Source organism: Streptomyces sp. 840.1, from assembly GCF_003751445.1.
Classification (GTDB): Bacteria; Actinomycetota; Actinomycetes; order Streptomycetales; family Streptomycetaceae; genus Streptomyces.
On the sequence record NZ_RJUU01000001.1, the window covers coordinates 4,814,378 to 4,832,491 of the forward strand.

18 protein-coding genes are annotated in these 18,114 nt (G+C 73.1%); 10 read left to right on the forward strand and 8 right to left on the reverse strand.

The annotated features are described in order from the left end of the window. Positions 1-96: 96 nt before the first annotated feature. Complete coding sequence (locus tag EDD93_RS21990; protein WP_260255810.1) at positions 97-1,221, reverse strand: hypothetical protein; 1,125 nt, start codon at positions 1,219-1,221, stop codon at positions 97-99. A 108-nt stretch (positions 1,222-1,329) separates the two neighbouring features. Here EDD93_RS21990 and EDD93_RS21995 point away from each other — a divergent pair, with 108 nt between their 5' ends. Further along, the gene (locus EDD93_RS21995) at positions 1,330-1,650 is read left to right on the forward strand and encodes a multidrug efflux SMR transporter (protein ID WP_024494376.1); all 321 of its coding nucleotides are present in this window, start codon (positions 1,330-1,332) and stop codon (positions 1,648-1,650) included. Then, positions 1,650-2,234 (forward strand): TetR/AcrR family transcriptional regulator, encoded by a 585-nt coding sequence (locus EDD93_RS22000; protein ID WP_123526778.1) that lies wholly within the window; start codon positions 1,650-1,652, stop codon positions 2,232-2,234. Before EDD93_RS21995 ends, EDD93_RS22000 begins: the two co-directional genes overlap by 1 nt. Before the next feature lie 103 nt (positions 2,235-2,337). Here EDD93_RS22000 and EDD93_RS22005 read toward each other — a convergent pair whose 3' ends face one another. Both EDD93_RS22005 and EDD93_RS22010 read right to left on the reverse strand, forming a co-directional pair. Continuing rightward, on the reverse strand, positions 2,338-3,648 hold the full coding sequence (locus EDD93_RS22005) for a lipase (protein WP_221217327.1): 1,311 nt from the start codon (positions 3,646-3,648) through the stop codon (positions 2,338-2,340). A gap of 110 nt (positions 3,649-3,758) precedes the next feature. Then, positions 3,759-4,658: a winged helix-turn-helix transcriptional regulator gene (locus EDD93_RS22010; RefSeq protein WP_123526779.1), complete on the reverse strand. Its 900-nt coding sequence runs from the start codon at positions 4,656-4,658 to the stop codon at positions 3,759-3,761. A gap of 173 nt (positions 4,659-4,831) precedes the next feature. On the opposite strand from EDD93_RS22010, the gene EDD93_RS22015 reads away from it, so the two are divergent. The 3 genes from EDD93_RS22015 to dapD all read left to right on the forward strand — a co-directional run bounded on the left by EDD93_RS22015 (position 4,832) and on the right by dapD (position 7,746). Beyond that, positions 4,832-6,070, forward strand: a complete 1,239-nt coding sequence (locus EDD93_RS22015; protein ID WP_260255940.1) for an MFS transporter — start codon at positions 4,832-4,834, stop codon at positions 6,068-6,070. Next, positions 6,067-6,588 (forward strand): RNA polymerase sigma factor, encoded by a 522-nt coding sequence (locus tag EDD93_RS40295; RefSeq protein ID WP_260255811.1) that lies wholly within the window; start codon positions 6,067-6,069, stop codon positions 6,586-6,588. Before EDD93_RS22015 ends, EDD93_RS40295 begins: the two co-directional genes overlap by 4 nt. A 168-nt stretch (positions 6,589-6,756) precedes the next feature. Beyond that, positions 6,757-7,746 carry a 2,3,4,5-tetrahydropyridine-2,6-dicarboxylate N-succinyltransferase gene (dapD, locus tag EDD93_RS22025; RefSeq protein ID WP_123526781.1) on the forward strand — a complete coding sequence of 330 codons (990 nt, stop codon included), beginning with the start codon at positions 6,757-6,759 and terminating at the stop codon, positions 7,744-7,746. Between the two features lie 69 nt (positions 7,747-7,815). On the opposite strand, the gene dapA is transcribed toward dapD, so the two are convergent. Further along, positions 7,816-8,709, reverse strand: coding sequence for a 4-hydroxy-tetrahydrodipicolinate synthase (gene dapA, locus EDD93_RS22030; protein WP_123526782.1), 894 nt, complete (start codon positions 8,707-8,709; stop codon positions 7,816-7,818). Positions 8,710-8,903: 194 nt separating this feature from the next. Here dapA and EDD93_RS22035 point away from each other — a divergent pair, with 194 nt between their 5' ends. Further along, the gene (locus tag EDD93_RS22035; RefSeq protein ID WP_260255812.1) at positions 8,904-9,518 is read left to right on the forward strand and encodes a DUF4232 domain-containing protein; all 615 of its coding nucleotides are present in this window, start codon (positions 8,904-8,906) and stop codon (positions 9,516-9,518) included. A gap of 18 nt (positions 9,519-9,536) precedes the next feature. On the opposite strand, the gene EDD93_RS22040 is transcribed toward EDD93_RS22035, so the two are convergent. Both EDD93_RS22040 and EDD93_RS22045 read right to left on the reverse strand, forming a co-directional pair. Further along, entirely contained in the window at positions 9,537-9,992 is a 456-nt protein-coding gene (locus EDD93_RS22040; protein WP_123526784.1) for a GNAT family N-acetyltransferase, read from the reverse strand. A 53-nt stretch (positions 9,993-10,045) separates the two neighbouring features. Further along, on the reverse strand, positions 10,046-11,164 hold the full coding sequence (locus EDD93_RS22045; protein ID WP_123526785.1) for a peptidoglycan bridge formation glycyltransferase FemA/FemB family protein: 1,119 nt from the start codon (positions 11,162-11,164) through the stop codon (positions 10,046-10,048). Positions 11,165-11,309: 145 nt separating this feature from the next. Between EDD93_RS22045 and EDD93_RS22050 the strand changes: the two genes are divergently transcribed. From EDD93_RS22050 to EDD93_RS40300, 4 genes are all read left to right on the forward strand, one after another. Then, on the forward strand, positions 11,310-12,023 hold the full coding sequence (locus EDD93_RS22050) for an antibiotic biosynthesis monooxygenase (RefSeq protein ID WP_123526786.1): 714 nt from the start codon (positions 11,310-11,312) through the stop codon (positions 12,021-12,023). Positions 12,024-12,201: 178 nt separating this feature from the next. Beyond that, positions 12,202-13,695 (forward strand): hypothetical protein, encoded by a 1,494-nt coding sequence (locus EDD93_RS22055; RefSeq protein ID WP_123526787.1) that lies wholly within the window; start codon positions 12,202-12,204, stop codon positions 13,693-13,695. A gap of 156 nt (positions 13,696-13,851) precedes the next feature. Further along, complete coding sequence (locus tag EDD93_RS22060; RefSeq protein WP_123526788.1) at positions 13,852-15,345, forward strand: alkaline phosphatase PhoX; 1,494 nt, start codon at positions 13,852-13,854, stop codon at positions 15,343-15,345. A 318-nt stretch (positions 15,346-15,663) separates the two neighbouring features. Then, positions 15,664-15,894, forward strand: a complete 231-nt coding sequence (locus tag EDD93_RS40300) for a hypothetical protein (protein WP_037711258.1) — start codon at positions 15,664-15,666, stop codon at positions 15,892-15,894. A gap of 125 nt (positions 15,895-16,019) precedes the next feature. On the opposite strand, the gene EDD93_RS22065 is transcribed toward EDD93_RS40300, so the two are convergent. After that, entirely contained in the window at positions 16,020-17,252 is a 1,233-nt protein-coding gene (locus EDD93_RS22065; RefSeq protein ID WP_185092402.1) for a TerD family protein, read from the reverse strand. Between the two features lie 52 nt (positions 17,253-17,304). After that, on the reverse strand, positions 17,305-18,114 hold the full coding sequence (locus EDD93_RS22070) for an NAD(P)-dependent oxidoreductase (protein ID WP_123526790.1): 810 nt from the start codon (positions 18,112-18,114) through the stop codon (positions 17,305-17,307).

The following is an 18,114-nucleotide window of genomic DNA, read 5'->3' on the forward strand; positions in this document are numbered from 1 at the left end:
ATGGGGGACCACCTCCTTGGCGAGCACTCAAGACCTTGTCACCGTGTCAAGGTCAAACAGGGCCCCGCCGGCTCTCACCCGCCGTCCCGGTCCGCCTCAGTGCGCGTACTGCGGGGGCACCGCGACGGCCTCGGCGAGGACCGGGCCCAGGTTCTCGGTGCGGATGCGGCGGTCCACGTAGAGCAGGCCCGCCACCAGCGGTGGGAAGGTGGCCACGATGAGCTGGCTGACCAGCTGGCCGACCAGGAGGGCCAGCAGGTAGCCGCTCATGGCGACGACGATCGACGTCGGGTTCGGGTCGTCGCTCAGGTTGGCCGAGCCGAGCATGCCCGAGAACATGCCGATCAGCGTGAACGGCAGCTGGATCACATAGCTCGCGACCGCCGCCATGACGCCCGTCAGCAGGGTGATGCCGAAGATCCGCCACCAGTCGCCGCGCACCAGCACGGACGAGCGGCGCATCGCGGCGATGGGGCCCTGGTTCTCGAAGACCGCGGCCGTGGGGGCCAGGCTGAACTTCACCCAGAGCCAGAGCGCCAGCGGTCCCGTAGCCAGTGCGCCGAGGACGCCGATGACGATCAGCGCGACCGGTCCACCGCCGCCGCCCGAGTCGGCCAGGCCGACGATGAGGGTGGTGACGGCCGCCCAGACGAGCACGATGGGGACCATCGCGATCAGCCCGGTCAGGAACACCGTTCCGATCACGGCGGGAACCCGTGCCCAGGCCCGGCGCCAGACGCCGGAGAAGGTGGTCGCCCGGCCCAGCACCGCTTCCTGGAGGACCGTGGGCACGGCCGCGTACATCAGTGCCGTGGACAGGATGCCCACGATCAGGCACACCAGGGCGACCGAGCAGAAGGCGATCAGTAGCGGTACCCAGTCCTCGGTCCTCGGGTCCTCGTCGGAGCTGAGCGAGACCAGCCGGTCCAGGTGGTCCGACGTCGCGGAGTAGGCGATCGCGATCGCCACCACGACCACGGCCAGCGCCCCGCCGTACGCGGCCGCGCCCACGCCGAACAACTGCTTGCCGTGCCGGCCGATGGTGGAGAACGCACCGCTGAATATGTCCCCGAGCCTCAGCGGCCCCAGGGGTATCACCCCGGGTTTGGGCGGCAGCCAGCCGCCGCCCCAGCCGCCCCAGCCGGGCGGTTGCCCCCCGTACGGTGCGCCCCCGTTCGGCACGCCCTGCGGCCCGCCGCCCCACCCTGCGTCCTGCGCCACTTCCGCCCCGCCCGTCCTTCGGTCATGTACATGGACGGCCCACGGTAGCGCCCCGTCCGTCCGGCTCACCCCGGGCCTTCGCGCCGGGCGATGCGTACACTCGTACACATGGGATATGGACTGCTGGCCGCGGCCATCGCGGCCGAGGTGGCCGGGACGACCGCCATGAAGTACAGCGAGGGATTCACCCGGCTCTGGCCCTCGCTGATCACCGTCGTCGGCTATCTGCTCGCCTTCTCGCTGCTCGCCCAGACCCTGAAGACGCTGTCCATGGGCACGGCCTACGCGATCTGGGCCGGCATCGGCACCGCCGCCGTCGCCGTCATCGGGATCCTGTTCATGGGGGAGTCCGGCAACCTCGTCAAGGTGGCGGGCATCGCGCTGGTCATCGCCGGTGTGGTCGTGCTCAACCTGGGCGGTGCGCACTGATGGTGCGGCGGTACGACCCCGAGCGGCGCGCCCGCATCATCGACGCGGCGATCCGGGTCGTCGGCGCCAGGGGCATCGCCGGACTCAGCCACCGCTCCGTCGCGGCCGAGGCCGATGTGCCGCTCGGCTCGACGACGTATCACTTCGCCTCGCTGGACGAGCTGCTGATCGCCGCGCTCCGCCGGTCGAACGAGAACTTCGCCGCGCTCATGCGGGACAGCCCCGCCCTCACCGACCGGTCCGCCGACCTCGCGGCCGAACTCGCCCGGCTGCTCGGGGAGTTCTTCGGCGGCGGGCGAGGCAGGGCGGAGCTGGAGTACGAGCTCTACCTCGCCGCCCTGCGCAGGCCCGCGCTGCGGCCGGTCGCCGCCGAGTGGACCGACGACACGGCCGGACTCCTCGCGGCACGCACCGATCCGGCCACCGCGCGGGCGCTGGTCGCCCTGATGGACGGGATCTGTCTCCAGGTCCTGCTCACCGGCGGGGTCTACGACGAGGCGTACGCACGGGAGATGCTGAGTCGGGTCGCGGGGCCGGGCCCCCGGCCGGCCGAGGATCAGCCTCCTGCGATCATCGCCCGATGATCGATGACCGGCGAATACACGATGGAGAGGCCGGCGAGTAGACCGCAGGGGGAACCGGCCCGCTCCGCCGGCACGCGGTGTCCGCCCGCTCCGGCCGCGTCCGTCAGGGCCGGGACAGCTCACCGAACCAGCGCACGACGGCCGCCGTGGCCGCGACGTTGGACCCCAGGTGGCGCGATCCGTTGTAGTCGGCCTCGCCGAGGTCGATGACCGGCGCGGAGACGCCCCCGGCGCGCAGCGCCGCCCGGCAGTGCGCGGTGTTCTCGGTGGCGGCCTGCTCGTCCCCGGCCGCCATGTAGAGGCGGACCGGGGCGCGGGGCGTCCAGTCGGTGCAGACGGCGTCGGTGGTGCGCAGGGCCGCCGCGAGCCCTCCCGTCGGGTGCGCCAGGAGGTCGCGGCCGTGGTCCGTCAGCAGGTCGCCCAGGGCGCCCGGGGTGCCGCGCATCAGCTGCTCCCCGGTGTGGGCGCCGTCGAACAGCGCCTCGACCGTGCTGTCGTACGGGGCCCGGAAGACCTCGCCGGGGGCGTCGTAGATGTGGTGGAGCCGGTTGAAGGCGACCAGGGTGTACGCCGCGTACACCACGCTCGACTTGGGTTCCAGCCTGCCCGCGAGCAGCGCCGGCAGCTCCGCGCCGCCGAAGTCGTACGCGCCGCTGACCGGCGCCAGCGCGCCGAGCCGGAACCAGCGGTCCCGCCCCGACTCCAGAGCCCGGCCGAGGCCCAGGGCCGCCGAGGCGCCCTGCGAGAAGCCGGTGACCATGACCTCGCGCTCCAGCGAGTGCCCGGCGCGGGGGGCGAAGGCGCGGGCGGCCCGGAGCATGTCGAGGGAAGCCGTGGTCTCCGAGTTGATGTCCATCCAGGGGTGGAGGCCGGGGCCCTTGCCGAGCCCCAGGTAGTCGGGTGCGACCGAGGCCGCGCCGGAGGCCGCGTGCGCGATCACGGGTGCGGACACGAACGCGCCGCGCTGCATGGACGGTGCGTCGTCCTTGTGGCTGCCGGTGCCGTGCGCGAAGGAGACCGTGCGCAGCCGGTGCGCGCTGCTGAGCGGCAGGGCGAACAGTCCGCTCGCCGTGGTCGGCCGGCCGTACGCGTCGACGGTCCGGTAGACCAGCCGGTAGGCGACGACGCCGTGCCGCGCGGTGCCGCCCGCGAACCCGGCGGCGGCCAGCTCGGCGGCCGCCGCCTGCGGGGTCGCGAGCGTGTACAGCTTCTCGGCGGAGACCAGGGTGCCCCGGCCCGACTCCTCGGCCGGGCCGGGCGCGTGCGCCCGGCCGACGGGCGCGGTGGCGGTGGCGGTGGCGACAGCGGCCGGCCCGCTCAGCAGCAGGCCGCAGCAGACGGCCGCCGCACAGGCCCGCAGGGCGCCGCGGGAGCGGGCCGGGCCGGGCGTGGACGGCGAGGTGGAGACGGTCACGGATTCCCCCAAGTGAGGCTCGGATACGGTCCGTCGAGCCTTTCGCGGCGCGCCCCCCGGCACACTGGTGCGGCCCCCCGGCCTCTCCTGGAGCCTGCCCCCGCAGGGACCTACGCCTCTTGCGTACGACCCGCTCCCGCGCCCCGGACCGCCGTCAGTGCGGCCCGCACGCTCTGTTCGATGTCGGTGATCGGGTACAGCGCCTCGCGGACCGTGCGGTCCCGGTCCACCACCAGCGTCAGCCGCTTCAGCCGGCTGATCCCCGCAGCCCGGAAGGTCGGCAGCCGCAGCGCCGCCGTCAGGGTCAGGTCCGCGTCCGACAGGAGCGGGAAGCGCAGCCGCTCCGCCTCCGCGAACGCCGCCTGCTCGTCGGGGCGCTGGGTGGAGACGCCGTGCACCGTCGCGCCCGCCGCCGTGAACTCGGCCAGCTGGTCGCGGTACGTGCACGATTCGAGGGTGCAGCCCCGCGCACCCGGGATGCCCGCCCAGCCCGGGGGATAGGACTCCGGGCGGGCGTAGGCGCCGGGGAAGAAGTACAGGACGGTGTACGGGGTCGCCGAGGCTACCGGGTCGTGCTCCCCGCCGGTGTGGAACGGCAGGCTCAGCTCCGGTACCCGGGTGCCCACCAGCGCGTGCACCCGTGCGGCCTCGTGCGAGGACTCCTGTGTGGTGGCCATGGTCGCTCCGTCTCCCGTCACCCACGCGTCGCCCCAGTCCTGGAGCGCGATCAGTACGGGCAGCAGGGCGCGGCCGCGCGGGGTCAGCCGGTACTCGTACCGGGCGGGCCGCTCCTGGTAGGGCTCCCGGGACAGCACGTCCGCGTCGACCAGCAGCCGCAGCCGCTCCGTCAGGACCTTGCGGGACACCCCCAGCTCGTGCTGGAGCGCGTCGAAACGGTGCACCCCGCGCGCCGTGTCCCGCACGATCAGCAGGGTCCACCAGTCGCCGACCACGTCGAGCGCCTGGGCGATCGCGCAGTCGGCGTCGGCCAGGCTGGTGCGCTGGGGCATGGGGTTCCTCCGTCACGTCGGACGGCCATTCAACTGGATTGACCTGCGTAAAGCATGCTGTCATAGTCCGTTCCCAAAGGGAACTCACTTGTGGGTGTCCTCGGAGCGGGGCGAGGCAGGGCGGGGGCAGGGACCGGATGGGGGACGGCGTGCGGACAGGCACCGGGACGGGGATGCTGCGGGGTGTGCCGCGCACGGTGCGGCTGCTGGCACTCGGCGCGTTCTTCAACGGCGTGGTGAGCTTCACCTTCGTCTACCTCTTCGTCTACCTGACCGGGCCGCGCGGACTCTCCGTCGCCCAGGCCGGGGTGCTCAGCGGCTTCGGCGGGGCCGGAATCGTCGCGGGCAACTTCACCGGCGGCTGGTTCGGCGACCGGTACGGACACCGCCGGATGCTGCTGACCGGCGCCTGTGTGAGCGGGGCCGTGCTCGTCAGCCTCCCGCTCCTGCCGCTCACCGCCCTGTACTGCGTGCTCCCGCTCGCCGAGTACGCGAGCGGGGTGGTGCGCGCCGCGAACTCCGCGCTCGTCGCGGTCTCCGTCCCCGAGGGCCGCCGGCGCCAGAGCTTCGCCCTCACCCGGTTCGCGGGCAACGGGGGCTTCGCCGTCGGACCGCCGCTCGGCGCGCTGATCGCCGCCCGCTTCTCCTACGACTGGCTCTTCGTCATCGACGGCGTCGGGACCCTGCTGTACGCCGCCTACGCGGCACGGATCCTTCCGGCCCCGGGCACCGCGCACCCCCGCCCCGTGCGCCGCCCGGACGCCCCCGGGCTCTGGAGCGAACTGCGGGCCAGGCCCGCCGTACCGGTGCTCCTCGCCGCGATCGTCTGCGTCGACCTGGTCTACCGCCAGCAGTACTCCACCCTGCCCGTCTTCCTCGCCGACCACGGCCACGGCACCCAGTTCTACGGCTGGCTCATCGCCGTCAACGGGGGCGTCATCCTCTGCCTCGAACTCCCCGCCGCCCACGCGCTGCGCGACCGGGCGCCGCTCGGCATCGTGGGCACCGGACTGCTGCTGGTCGGGACCGGCTACGCGGTGCTGATCCCCGGCGCCGGGGCGCTGTTCGCCGTCCTGATGATGCTTTCGCTGACTGTGGGCGAGATCCTCTACAAGACCCCGGCCACGGCCTATGTCGCGGACCGGGCGCCCGCCCACGCCCAGGGCCGGTTCCAGAGCCTGTACGCGGGCGCCTCCATCAGCGGACAGGTGCTGGCACCCCCGCTGGGCGGCGCGCTGTACGCCACCGCGCCCGCGCTCCTGTGGCCCGCCTGCGCGGTGCTGGCCGGCGTCGCCGGAGCGGCCGTGCTCGCGGCCCGGCGGCTTCGTGAACCCGCCAGGCCCCTTCGGGCAACAGGAGGTGACACGCCACATACGGAGCCGGAGACGTCGGAGAAGACGGAGACACTGTGACCGGACCACCGAGAGACGACGACGCGGCCGTCGTCAGCCAGTCGCTGGAACAGCCCGAGACGTTCGCGCTGCTCTACGACCGGTACGCCGCCGACATCCACCGCTATGCCGCCCGCCGGCTCGGCGAGGGCGCCGCCGACGACATCACCGCCGACACCTTCCTCATCGCCTTCCGGGCCCGCGCCCGCTTCGACACCGGCCGGGAGAGCGCCCGGCCCTGGCTGTACGGGATCGCGGCCAACCTCATCAACGGGAAGCCGGGCGACGACCACTCGGCCCGCGAACGGTTCCGGTTCCTGGCGGACCTGCCCTCGGACCCGGTCGAGGTGCGGAAACCGGCCCGCACACCGTCCCGGGGGTCCGGGCGGTGCGGACCCAGGACGCGCTGGGCCGCCCGGTCATCGGCATCCGCTTCCCGGGCAGGCCCGGACTGCTGCTCCTGGACGCGAAGACGTTCCGGTACGCGGGCAGCGGCGGAATGTACTCGCCGGTCGGTGACGGCGCCGACGCCGTCATGAAGGCCGCACTGGTCGGCCGGGAGGGGGAGCGCCCCTGACCCCTCCCGGTCCGGATGTCCGCAGGCCGCCGTACGGGGGCTACAGGGGTGCTCCCGTACGGCGGCCTGCGGACGCCCGGACGCTGAGACCGGTTGGCCGGGGCGGGCCCCGGCCGGTTAGGTTCTGGTCATGACCGACACGACTTCCACCAGCACCACCGGCGCCGTCGCCGCCGGCCTCGCCACCATCGCCGGCGACGGTTCCGTTCTCGACACCTGGTTCCCCGCGCCCGAGCTCACTGCCGAGCCCGGCCCGGCCGGAACCGAGCGGCTCACCCCCGACCGGGCCGTCAACCTGCTCGGCGAGGGCGCCGCCAAGGCCATCGGCGTGGACGCCCGCCGGGGCGTCGAGGTCGTCGCCGTGCGTACGGTCATCGGCTCGCTCGACGACAAGCCGCTCGACGCGCACGACGCGTACCTGCGGCTGCACCTGCTCTCGCACCGCCTCGTCCAGCCGCACGGCCAGAACCTGGACGGCCTCTTCGGCCTCCTCACCAACGTGGCCTGGACCTCGCTCGGCCCGGTCGCCGTCGACGACCTGGAGAAGGTGCGGCTCAACGCCCGCGCCGAGGGCCTGCACCTCCAGGTCACCTCGGTCGACAAGTTCCCGCGCATGACGGACTACGTCGCGCCCAAGGGCGTGCGGATCGCCGACGCCGACCGGGTGCGGCTCGGCGCACACCTCGCCTCCGGCACCACCGTCATGCACGAGGGCTTCGTCAACTTCAACGCCGGCACCCTCGGCACCTCCATGGTCGAGGGCCGGATCTCCGCAGGTGTCGTGGTCGGCAACGGCTCCGACATCGGCGGCGGCGCGTCCACGATGGGCACGCTCTCCGGCGGTGGCAAGGAGCGCATCGTGATCGGTGAGCGCTGCCTGGTCGGCGCCGAGGCCGGGGTCGGAATCGCGCTGGGCGACGAGTGCGTCGTCGAGGCCGGCCTGTACGTCACCGCCGGCACCCGGGTCACGCTGCCGGACGGCCAGGTCGTCAAGGCACGCGAGCTCTCCGGCGCCTCGAACATCCTCTTCCGCCGCAACTCGGTGAGCGGAACGGTCGAGGCCCGCCCGAACAACGCGGTCTGGGACGGCCTCAACGACGTCCTGCACAGCAACGACTGAGACGTCCTGCACAGCAACGGCTGAGATGTTCTGTACCGCAACGGCTGAGCGGTCAACAGGCGTGAGCGGTCAACAGGCGCTGAGCAGTTCCTCGTACGCCCTCCGCAGCCCGTCGGCCGCCTCGCGCCCGGCGGGCTGCAGCGGTTCCCGGACCGGGCCCGCGTCCAGCAGCGCCTTCGCGGTCACCGTGCCGGGCAGCCCGGACGCCATCATCAGCCCGACGAGCGGGGCCGCCAGCCCGTTCAGCCGCGCCGCCTCCGCCGTGTCCCCGGCGTCGAACGCGTCCAGGACGGCGCGCAGCGGGCGCGGCGCCACATTGGCGACCGTGCTGACGTAGCCCGCGCCGCCCACCGCGTACAGCGGCAGATTCAGCTCCTCGCAGCCCGAGTAGTACGCGAGCGAGGTGGCCGCGATCACCTTCGTCGCGCCCAGCAGGTCCTGGGAGCAGTCCTTCACGGCCACGACGCGCGGGTGCTCCGCGAGCCGGAGCACCGTCTCAGGTTCGATCCGGGTGCCGGTGCGGCCGGGGATGTCGTACAGCATCAGCGGGAGGCCCGTCGCGTCGGCGACCCGCCTGAAGTGCGCCTCGACGGCGGCCTGCGGAGGCCGGCTGTAGTACGGGGTGACGACGAGCAGGCCGTCGGCGCCCGCCCGTTCCGCCTGCCCGGCCAGCTCCACGGTGTGCCGGGTGTCGCTGGTCCCGACCCCCGCGACCAGTGGCACGTCCGGGCCGACCGCCTCCCGCACCGCGCGTACCAGGGCCGCCTTCTCGGCGTCCGAGGTGGTCGGGGACTCGCCGGTGGTGCCGCTGAGCACCAGGCCGTCGCAGCCGTCCGCGACCAGGGCCGAGGCGTGCCCGGCGGCCGCGTCCGGATCGAGGGCCCCGTCGGCGGTGAACGGCGTGATCATGGCGCAGAGGGCGCTGCCGAAGGGGCGCGGCCGGGGTGCTCCGGGAGACGTCATGTCCGGAGTGTCCGCCCACCGGACCGTGAAGGTCTACTTAGTTCTTCTCCGGGCGAAGCTGAAGCAGCGCTCAACAATCTTCGGCTCTGGCATGATCGGCCGCACATGGGCGGGGCCGACCTGGGGGCGGAAGCATGGGCGTGCGGGTACTGACGGGGACGCGGATACGCGGGGCCGCATCGGCGGCTCTGATCATGGCCGGAACATTCGCCCTGTCCGGGTGCGCGGGCTTCCTCGTACCGGCGGGGGAGGGGGAGGCGGGCCCGAGCCCGTCGCGCACGGCGTCCGCCGGGGTGCGCGCGGACCGGCCGTCCCCGCTGGACATCGCGTCCGAACCCGCCGCGCGTCCGGGGCAGCCGGTCCGCCCGGCCCCCACACCCTCCGCCACCGGCTGCCCGGACTCGGGTCTCGTCGTGGACATGGGCCCCGTGGAGGCCGCCCTCGGCCACCGCGCCGTGGGGCTCACCCTGACCAACTGCGGCGGCAAGCCCGTCCGGGTCGACGGCTACCCCTCGGTCCAGGCCCTCGACGAGAAGGGTGACGCGCTGCCGGTGAAGGTGAATCCGGGCTCGTCCTACATGGGCCAGGACAAGGGCCCCGAAGAGGTCATGCTGTCCCCCGGGAAGACCATGCACTCGCTCCTGGCCTGGGTCTCCACCCCGACCGGCGGCGACATGATCGAGGGTGACGCGCTGGAGATCGCCCCGGCGCCCGGCCTGGAGGCGCGCACCTTCCCGCTGGAGGGCAGCGACGTACGGCTGCTCGACGAGTTCAACATGACGGGCTGGCGGACCTCGACGACCGGGTGACCCGCGCGGCCGCCCCGTTCACCGGCCCGCTCGGAGGGCGAGCTTGAAGCCCTCGTGGCTCGCGGTGAACCCCAGCGACGCGTAGAAGCGGTGCGCGTCCGTCCGCTGCCTGGTGCTGGTCAGCTGCACGAGCGCGCACCCCCGCTGCCGCGCCCGCTCGACGGCCCGCTCCATCAGCTGCCGCCCGAGCCCGCCGCCGCGCAGGCCGGGTCTGATCCGGACGGCCTCGATGAGGGCCCGCTCGGCGCCGTGCCGGCCGAGCCCGGGGATGTACGTGGCCTGCGGGCAGCCCACCACCGTCCTGCCGTCCACCAGGACCAGGACCTCGTTGCGCGCGTCGCCCGTGATGTCGGCGAAGGCCTTCTCGTGGGCCGCGTCGACGACGACCGAGGCGGGGTCGACGACCTCGTCCTCGTCGGCGAGCAGCGCGAGAACGGCGGGCAGGTCCTGGCGGGTGGCGGGGCGCAGAACCATGGTCCCGATCCTCGCGCGGGGCCCCGGGGCCGCCGACCGGCCCGCCCCGGACGTCAGCGGCGCGACATGTACAGGCCGAACGCCTTGTGCAGCAGCCTGTTGACCGGGTAGTCCCACTCCCCGACGTACTCCGCCGCCCGGCCGCCGGTGCCCGCCTTGAAGCGCAGCAGGCCCATCAGGTGGTCGCTCTCGTCGAGGGTGTCGGTGATGCCGCGCAGGTCGTAGACGCTCGCGCCGCGCTCGTGCGCGTCGCTCATCATCCGCCACTGGATCGCGTTGTTGGGCTGCACCTCGCGCCGGCGGCTGGTGGAGGCGCCGTAGGAGTACCAGACGTGCGTACCGACCGTCAGCATCGTCGCCGCGGAGAGGACCTCCCCGTCGTGGTGCGCCAGGTACAGCCGCATCCGCCCGGGGTCCTCGGCGCGCAGGGCGGTCCACATGCGCTGGAAGTATTCCAGCGGGCGGGGGATGAAGCGGTCGCGCTCGGCCGTCTCGCGGTACAGCTCGTAGAAGGCCGGAAGGTCGTCGTGGTCGCCCTCGACCACCTTGACGCCCGCCTTCTCCGCCTTCTTGATGTTGCGCCGCCACTGCTGGTTCAGCCCGTCGCGGATCTCCTCCAGCGACCGCCCGGCGAACTGGACCTGGAACACGTACCGGGGCTGTCCGGCGCTGAAGCCGTCCGTGCCCCCGTCCGCACCCTGCCGCCAGCCCATTCCGCGCAGCCGGTCCATCAGCTCGGCGGCCCCCGGCTCGCACACGTCCGGCTCGACGTCGCGCAGTCTGCGCGCGGCCGGATCGGGGATGGCGTCCTTGACGGTCCGCGCCTCCCAGCGGCGGGCGATCACCGGCGGTCCCATCCGTACCGTGAACGCGCCCTGCGCCTTGACGTGCGCCACCAGCGGATCCAGCCAGCGGGGCAGGTCGCCCTCGTGCCACGGGATGACCGGCCCCTCCGGCAGATAGGCCAGATACCGCTTGATGCGGGGGATCGGCCGGTACAGGACCAGCGCGGCCCCGACCAGCTCCCCGGCATCGAGCCAGCCGATGCTCTCCGCGCGCCAGTCGGGCTTCACCTCGCCCCACGAGGGGACCTGCATATGGCTCGCGGAACCCCGGCCCGCGACGAACGCCAGGTGCTGTTCACGCGTGATGCGCTCGACCCGCAGCGACATGCGGTACTCCGTTCGTTGTCCGGTTCTGTACGATTCGCCAGCCTAATGACGAAAGTGCGGGCCGTAGTTGACCTCAAGCGCACTTGACGTAACAGGGTTGCCGTCACGGGCGCGCCGCAGGGGAGCGCCCGTGAGGGGAGCAGCCATGAGCGTGGAAGTCGTGACCCGGCCCGATTTCACCCGAGCGGACGCGGGGATCGTCAAGGCGAGCACCTGGGACGCCGGCAGCCCCGAGCGGCAGCGCCGAGCCGTCGAGGCCATCCGGGAGGCCTGGGGCAGCCGGGAGTGGCCGAGGCCCGGCCCGCTCTCGTACACCGTCCACGCGGGGGAGGACGGCAGGACGCTGCTGCACTACTCGCAGTGGGCGGACGAGGAGAGCCACCGGGCCTTCGTCCGGGCCGGGCGCGACGGGCGCGACGCCGACATCGACGCGGCCGTGCCGGGGATCGAGCGGCTCGCGCCCCGCACCTACGAGCTCTACCGCTCCACGGCGGGCGGCCCGGACGCACGGGAGCCGGGATGCGTCGTGATCGTCGACGTCGAGTTCGACGGAGCGGACAAGGCCCGCCAACGCGACTGGGTGGACGGCGTGTTCGAGGCGCTCGGGACCGACCCCGCGCCCGCGCCCGGCGGCATCAGCGCTCACTTCCACGTCAGCACCGACGGAACCCGGGTGCTCAACTACGCGGAATGGGTGAGCGCGCAGGCCCACATCGACGCGCTGGCCGCCGCCGGGGACGGGATCGGGTCACGGACACCGCAGTGGGAGGGGGTGCAGGCCTACCCCGGCGTGACCGGCGGCGGCGTGCACCGCTACACCCCCGCGCTCAGCCTGCGGCCGGCCGTCGGGGCGCGGTGACCGCGCGGGCGCGCACGCCGGTCGCACGGGGCTCCGCGGGCGGGCTGCGGGGGACCTTCCCGGGTACCGGGCGGCGGGGCACGAAATACGTCTACGCTTGGGCCGCCTGTCCCCGTACGTGCCCGGAGCCATCGCCCGGCGACGCGTACGACCCGTACGTTCCTAGGAGACCCCCCTGATGTCCGCAGAGCGCCCCACCCTGCCGCCGGTACGGCTGCACACCGAGGCCGAGCTGGCACGGGACGCGCTTGCCGCGCCGCTGCTCGCCCGTGCCGTCCGGCTCGCCCGCTGGGCCGGACCCGGCACCAGGGTGGGCGCCGGCGGCGAGCTCGTCGACGCGCAGCTGCCCGAGGCGGCCGAGCACCTCGGCCTCACCGCGGACGAGGACGGGGCGGCGGAGGCCAGCGAGGCCTGGCGGCTCGCGGTCGATACCGGGCTCGTCGAGGTCGAGGACCCGGAGGCGGACGAGAAGGAGCCCGGCGCTGAAGCGGAGGACGGCTCCGGCGAGGAGGCCGAGGGCACCGTCACCGCAGGCGAGAACCTGGCGCTGCTGACCGGCGGATCGCCGCAGGACGTCCTGGCGATCTGGCTCGACGGCCTGGAGGCCGCGCACGCCGATGCCACCGCCCCCTTCTTCGACGACTTCGCCGACCTCGTCGGCGAGGACGGGTCGATCGACTTCGACGCCCTGGACTGGGACCCGGAGACCGAGGCCGAGTTCCTCGACGGAGTGCTGGGCAACCTCTACCTGCTCACCGTCTCCGACAGCGCCGCGGGCGACGCACCGGTACCGCTGCCCGCGCTCGCCGCCTCGATGATCGTGCCCGACGACATGGGCGAGCCCACCGACGACATCCTGGAGCAGGTGTCGGACGCGATGATGCGCCTCGACGACCAGTTCCGGGTCCTGGAGCCCATCGGCATCGTCGAGTACCAGCCGGTGGACGAGGCGCTGCTGGCCGAGGAGGGCGAGAACGCCACCCCGCCCGCCGACGACGACGACGTCACCCGGTACGGAATGGTGAAGCTGACCCCGCTCGGCCTCTACGGCATCCGGGCCAGGATGCTGGACGCGGGCGTGGAGGCCCCGGCCATCGGCGACCTCGTCGACAAGAAGGCCGACGAGCTCCTCGGCGGCATCGCGTACTACCCCGAGGACGCGGCCCGCGGCGAGGTCCAGCTCTGGCTCGCCCGGCGCGGCGCGGGCGGGGCCGCCGCCGAGCTCCTGGACGCCGCACGCGGTCAGGACCCGCAGGCACCGCTGCGCCGGCTGCACTGCCAGCAGGCGCTCGCCCTGGTCGGCGCCGAGGCGGAGCCCGCCGTGCGCGCCGTGCTCGACGACGCCGAGCTGGGCGGCCTCGCCCGGGTCTGGCTCGCGGAGCTGGGCGCGGCCGACGTGCCCGCGCCGCCGGAGTCGATGATCTTCTGGCTCGCCGTCGACACGATCGCCGCGCAGCTGGAGGCGGACGGCGACCTGGACGAGCTCCAGGGGCTGGTCGAGGGACTCTCCGGCCAGCACAGCGGCTTCTTCGACGAGGTGTGGCGGGTGGACCACCCGGCCACGGCGGACGTCCTCGAGGCGATGGGCCGGCTGCACAGCGACAAGAAGCTGGCGAAGGACGCCCGCAAGGCCGCCTTCAAGGCCCGGTCGCGGGGCGGCTCCGGCAACTGAGGCGGACGGCGGCGGGGCGGCGGGACGGACCGCCCCGCCGCCGGGGAAGTTCACGGAACGCAGTCCCTGGAAGTCGTCCTCAGTTCAACTGGTGTTGGCGGCGGCGCGGGACGGTGATCCCGCCAACTACCGCCCCAGCTGCACCAGGAGTACGTGATGGCCTTCACGCGCAGGGAATTCACCAGACAGTCCGCCCTCACCGGTGCCGGCATCGCCCTCACCGGAACCGTCGCCGCGCTGGCCACCGCGCCCGGCGCCCTCGCCGCCGGGGACTCGAAGCACGGCCACGACGACCACGGCCACGGTCACGACCACGACGGGCACGACGGACACGGGCACGGCCACGGCCACGAGCCCGGCTACGGGGCGCTGGTCCCCGACCCGAAGGGCATACTCGCGCTGCCCGCCGGATTCTCGTACAAGGTCATCACCCACAGTGGTGTCACCAAGCTGGAGACCGGTGAGTACACCCCCTCCAACCACGACGGCACGGCCGCCTTCGAGGGCGCGCGCGGCGTCACCCTGCTGGTGAACAACCACGAGCTGGCCGGCGTCCGCGCGGACTGGGAGCACCCGGTCCCGCTCACAGACGGTCTCGTCTACGACGCGGTCGCGGGCGGCGGCTGCACCGTGGTGGAGACCCGCCGCGACGGCCGCACCGCCGAGTGGGTCGGCATCGCCGGCACCTCCACCAACTGCGCCGGCGGCGCCACCCCGTGGGGCACCTGGCTCACCTGCGAGGAGACCGAGGACAAGGCCGGGAAGAACGGCCTGCTCAAGGACCACGGCTACGTCTTCGAGGTCGACCCGTACGACAAGCGCGCCAACCGCGACCCCCGCCCCATCAAGGCCTTCGGCCGGTACGCCCACGAGGCGGTCGTCATCGACCCCAAGCAGGGCCACGCCTACCTGACCGAGGACGCCTCCGGTCCCAACGGACTGCTCTACCGCTGGGTCCCGCCGCACGGCTTCAGGCACGGCCGCGGCAAGCTGCGCACGCTCGCCGCCGACGCCGGTGTGCTGCAGGCCACCAAGTGCTTCGACCGCAGCGGCAGGTTCGTCGACGACCTCTCGCGCGCCACGAAGATCGGCACGGTGTACGGCGTGGACTGGGTCGACGTACCCGACCGCGACGCGAAGACCGTCTCGGTGCGCAAGCAGTTCGGTGACAAGGCCGTCACCCGGGCCCGCAAGCTCGAAGGCATGTGGTGGGGGGACGGCGGCGCCTACATCGTCTCCTCCTTCGCCCGCAGCGAGAGCCCGGTCCAGCACGACGGCCAGGTCTGGTTCTACGACCCGAAGCGCCGCACCCTGACGCTGAAGGTGCTGCTCGGCGTCAACGCCGACCCCTCGAAGGACGGTGCCTTCGACGGCCCGGACAACATCACCGTCTCGCCGTACGGCGGCCTCGTGATCGCCGAGGACGGCGAGGGCGTCCAGCACCTGTTCGGGGCCACCGAGAGCGGCCGCACCTACCCCATCGCGCGCAACGAGCTGAACGCCGGGACCGAGGAGGACCCGGAGTACAGCGAGTTCACCGGGGTCACCTTCTCGCCCGACGGGAAGACGCTGTTCGCCAACATCCAGACGCCCGGGATCATGGTGGCCATCACCGGCCCGTGGAAGCGTCAGCCGCGAGAGCAGCGGTAATCCGTACGAGCGGTCCTGGCCGGCCGGTCCGGTGTCCCCCGGGGGAGGGACATCGCGGCGTGGCGCCGGCCCGGCCGGGCCGCCGGCTGCGTATGCCCGTAGTGGCGGGCGGAGCGGCTGCGGCGCACCATGTCGGAAAGGGATAAGCGCCACATCGCGGGGGGCCCGCGGGCGTCGCGCTGTGGCCCGGTGCCCTTGCCGGGAGCGGGCCAGGAGGCCGGGCGGACGCGGAATCGCTGATTACGAATCCGGCATCAGTGGGGCCCCAGGAGCGGTCGGGCATGGCGTCCGGCGTTTCCAGGGCGCATACTCAAGGTAATGAAACAGTCAGCCGGATCCCGGCGTCACCTGCCTTCCAGTCCCTTCAACCGCCCGGCCCAGGCGGCCCCACCGGTCGAATTGTTCGATGTGGGCGACAGGGTGTCGCACGACCAGTTCGGACTCGGCCGAGTCCTTGCTGTCGAGGGCGACAACGACGCAGTGCTCATCGACTTCTCTGGGCGACAGGGGAGGATCCTGAGCCCGTACTCCAAGCTGACCAAGCTCTGAGAGAAGCCACGAGCACGCGCCGCGTCCGCCGTAGTCCTCGTCGTCTGCTCTGCCGACGGCCTCTTTCCCGCCGACGGCCTTCAGGGGCACCCGCACCAGCCGGGTGCCCCTGAAGCCGTTCCGCCCTAGAGCGACTGGGCCGCAGGCTTCACCATGCCCCGGACGGTGCGTGACTTCACGAAGTCGCCCACCGCTGTCATCTCCCACTCGCCGGAGAACTGCTTGATCAGCTTGGCCATGATCACGCCTGTCTGGGCCTCGGCGCTCGTCAGGTCGAAGCGGACCAGCTCCTCGCCGGTGGCCGCGTCGATCAGCCGGCAGTAGGCCTTGGCCACCTCGGTGAACTTCTGGCCGGTGAAGGAGTTGACCGTGAAGACGAGGCCGGTGGCCTCCGCCGGGATGCGGCCCAGGTCGACGACGATCACCTCGTCGTCCCCGGCGCCCTCGCCCGTGAGGTTGTCGCCCGAGTGCTTGATGGCGCCGTTGAGGATGGAGAGCTTGCCGAAGTAGCAGCTGTCCAGGTGGTTGCGGTTGGGCCCGTAGGCGATCACCGACGCGTCCAGGTCGATGTCCTTGCCCCGGAACGCGGGCTCCCAGCCGAGGCCCATCTTGACCTGGGAGAGCAGCGGCCGGCCGCCCTTGACCAGCGACACCGTCTGGTTCTTCTGCAGGTTGACCCGGCCCTTGTCCAGGTTGATCCGGCCCGGGGCGGGGGCCGCCGGAGGGGCGGCGGGCGGGGCCGGCGGCGCGGCGGGCACCGGCGGGGCGGCGAGCCTCGGGTCCACCGGTGCGGCGGCGGGCGCCGGGGGCGCCGCGGGGGCGGGCGCGGCGGCGGGCACCGGGGCGGCCGCGGGCTCGTCCTCGACGGAGACGCCGAAGTCGGTGGCGATGCCCGCCAGCCCGTTGGCATAGCCCTGGCCGACCGCGCGTGCCTTCCAGGCCCCACCCCTGCGGTACACCTCGATGACCACGAGCGCGGTTTCGGCGCCCAGCTGCGGCGGGGTGAAGGTGGCGAGCGCGCTGCCGTCGTCCGCGTTGCGCACGGTGGCGGTCGGCTCGATGCCCTGGAAGGTCTGACCCGCTCCGTCCGGGCTCGCGGTCACGACGATCTTCTCGATGCCGGGCGGCACCGCCGCGGTGTCCACCACGATCGCGTCGGGCGCCGTGCCGCCGCCGGAGCGGTAGGTCACACCGGGGCCCGAGGGCTGGTTGTAGAAGATGAAGTCGTCGTCGGAGCGCACCTTGCCGTCGGCGGTGAGCAGCAGGCCCGACACGTCGAGCCGCACCGGAGCGGCGACGTCCACCGCCACGCGGGAGGCGGAGAGAGGGATGTTCGAGCCGGGTGTCATAGCGGTCATGTCGGGGCTAACGAATGACCTGGCTTTGCCGTTCCCTTACCTAACGGGCTCGTCAGTGCGGCCAGATCGGCGGGTTGGTGCAGAAGTGGCCGCCGAGGTGGGCGTGGTCCGGGTTGTCCGGGTCGAGTTCGCCCTGCTCGGCGATGAGCTTCGCCGCGTACGGCTCCGAGTCGTCCTGCGGTTCGTAGCCGAGCGAGCGTGCCGAGGCCAGGTCCCACCAGAGCCGGGTGTTGTCGGACGAGCCGTGGATGACCGTGTGTCCGACGTTCTCGGCGGTGAGCGCGGCGTCGAACAGGCGGGCGCCGTCGCCGGGGCTCATCCAGACCGAGAGCATCCGTACGGAGGTCGGTTCCGGGAAGCAGGAGCCGATGCGCACCGAGACGGTCTCCAGCCCGTGCCGGTCCCAGTAGAGCTGGGCGAGGTCCTCGCCGAAGGACTTGGAGAGCCCGTAGAACGTGTCCGGGCGGCGCGGGGTCCCGATCGGGATCAGCGGGTCGCCCGGGAGCGGTCGGGGGGTGAATCCGACGGCGTGGTTGGAGGAGGCGAAGACGATCCGCCGTACGCCCTCCGCGAGGGCGGCCTCGTAGAGGTTGTAGGTGCCCTCGATGTTCGCCCGGAGAATCTTGTCGAACGAGGCTTCCAGTGAGATCCCCGCGAGGTGGATGATCGCGTCGACACCCCGCACCGCCTCCCGCAGCGCCTCCGTGTCTGCCAGGTCGGCGGTGATCGCGTCCGGCTCGCCCTCGACGGGGACCATGTCCAGGAGGCGGAGCCGGTAGCCGTGGGCGGGCAGCAGTCCGCGCATCAGGGTGCCGAGGCCGCCTGCGGCGCCGGTGAGCAGGACGGTGCGGGGAGCGGGCAT

What these genes read in the sequence shown, in the direction of transcription:
- EDD93_RS22070 (WP_123526790.1), bottom strand. Translation starts at nt 18,114, where the DNA reads ATGCCCGCTCCCCGCACCGTCCTGCTCACCGGCGCCGCAGGCGGCCTC.
- EDD93_RS40300 (WP_037711258.1), top strand. Translation starts at nt 15,664, where the DNA reads ATGAAACAGTCAGCCGGATCCCGGCGTCACCTGCCTTCCAGTCCCTTC.
- EDD93_RS22015 (WP_260255940.1), top strand. Translation starts at nt 4,832, where the DNA reads ATGCTGCGGGGTGTGCCGCGCACGGTGCGGCTGCTGGCACTCGGCGCG.
- dapD (WP_123526781.1), top strand. Translation starts at nt 6,757, where the DNA reads ATGACCGACACGACTTCCACCAGCACCACCGGCGCCGTCGCCGCCGGC.
- EDD93_RS22050 (WP_123526786.1), top strand. Translation starts at nt 11,310, where the DNA reads ATGAGCGTGGAAGTCGTGACCCGGCCCGATTTCACCCGAGCGGACGCG.
- EDD93_RS21995 (WP_024494376.1), top strand. Translation starts at nt 1,330, where the DNA reads ATGGGATATGGACTGCTGGCCGCGGCCATCGCGGCCGAGGTGGCCGGG.
- EDD93_RS22045 (WP_123526785.1), bottom strand. Translation starts at nt 11,164, where the DNA reads ATGTCGCTGCGGGTCGAGCGCATCACGCGTGAACAGCACCTGGCGTTC.
- dapA (WP_123526782.1), bottom strand. Translation starts at nt 8,709, where the DNA reads ATGACGTCTCCCGGAGCACCCCGGCCGCGCCCCTTCGGCAGCGCCCTC.
- EDD93_RS22065 (WP_185092402.1), bottom strand. Translation starts at nt 17,252, where the DNA reads ATGACCGCTATGACACCCGGCTCGAACATCCCTCTCTCCGCCTCCCGC.
- EDD93_RS22010 (WP_123526779.1), bottom strand. Translation starts at nt 4,658, where the DNA reads ATGCCCCAGCGCACCAGCCTGGCCGACGCCGACTGCGCGATCGCCCAG.
- EDD93_RS22035 (WP_260255812.1), top strand. Translation starts at nt 8,904, where the DNA reads ATGGCCGGAACATTCGCCCTGTCCGGGTGCGCGGGCTTCCTCGTACCG.
- EDD93_RS22000 (WP_123526778.1), top strand. Translation starts at nt 1,650, where the DNA reads ATGGTGCGGCGGTACGACCCCGAGCGGCGCGCCCGCATCATCGACGCG.
- EDD93_RS22055 (WP_123526787.1), top strand. Translation starts at nt 12,202, where the DNA reads ATGTCCGCAGAGCGCCCCACCCTGCCGCCGGTACGGCTGCACACCGAG.
- EDD93_RS22040 (WP_123526784.1), bottom strand. Translation starts at nt 9,992, where the DNA reads ATGGTTCTGCGCCCCGCCACCCGCCAGGACCTGCCCGCCGTTCTCGCG.
- EDD93_RS22060 (WP_123526788.1), top strand. Translation starts at nt 13,852, where the DNA reads ATGGCCTTCACGCGCAGGGAATTCACCAGACAGTCCGCCCTCACCGGT.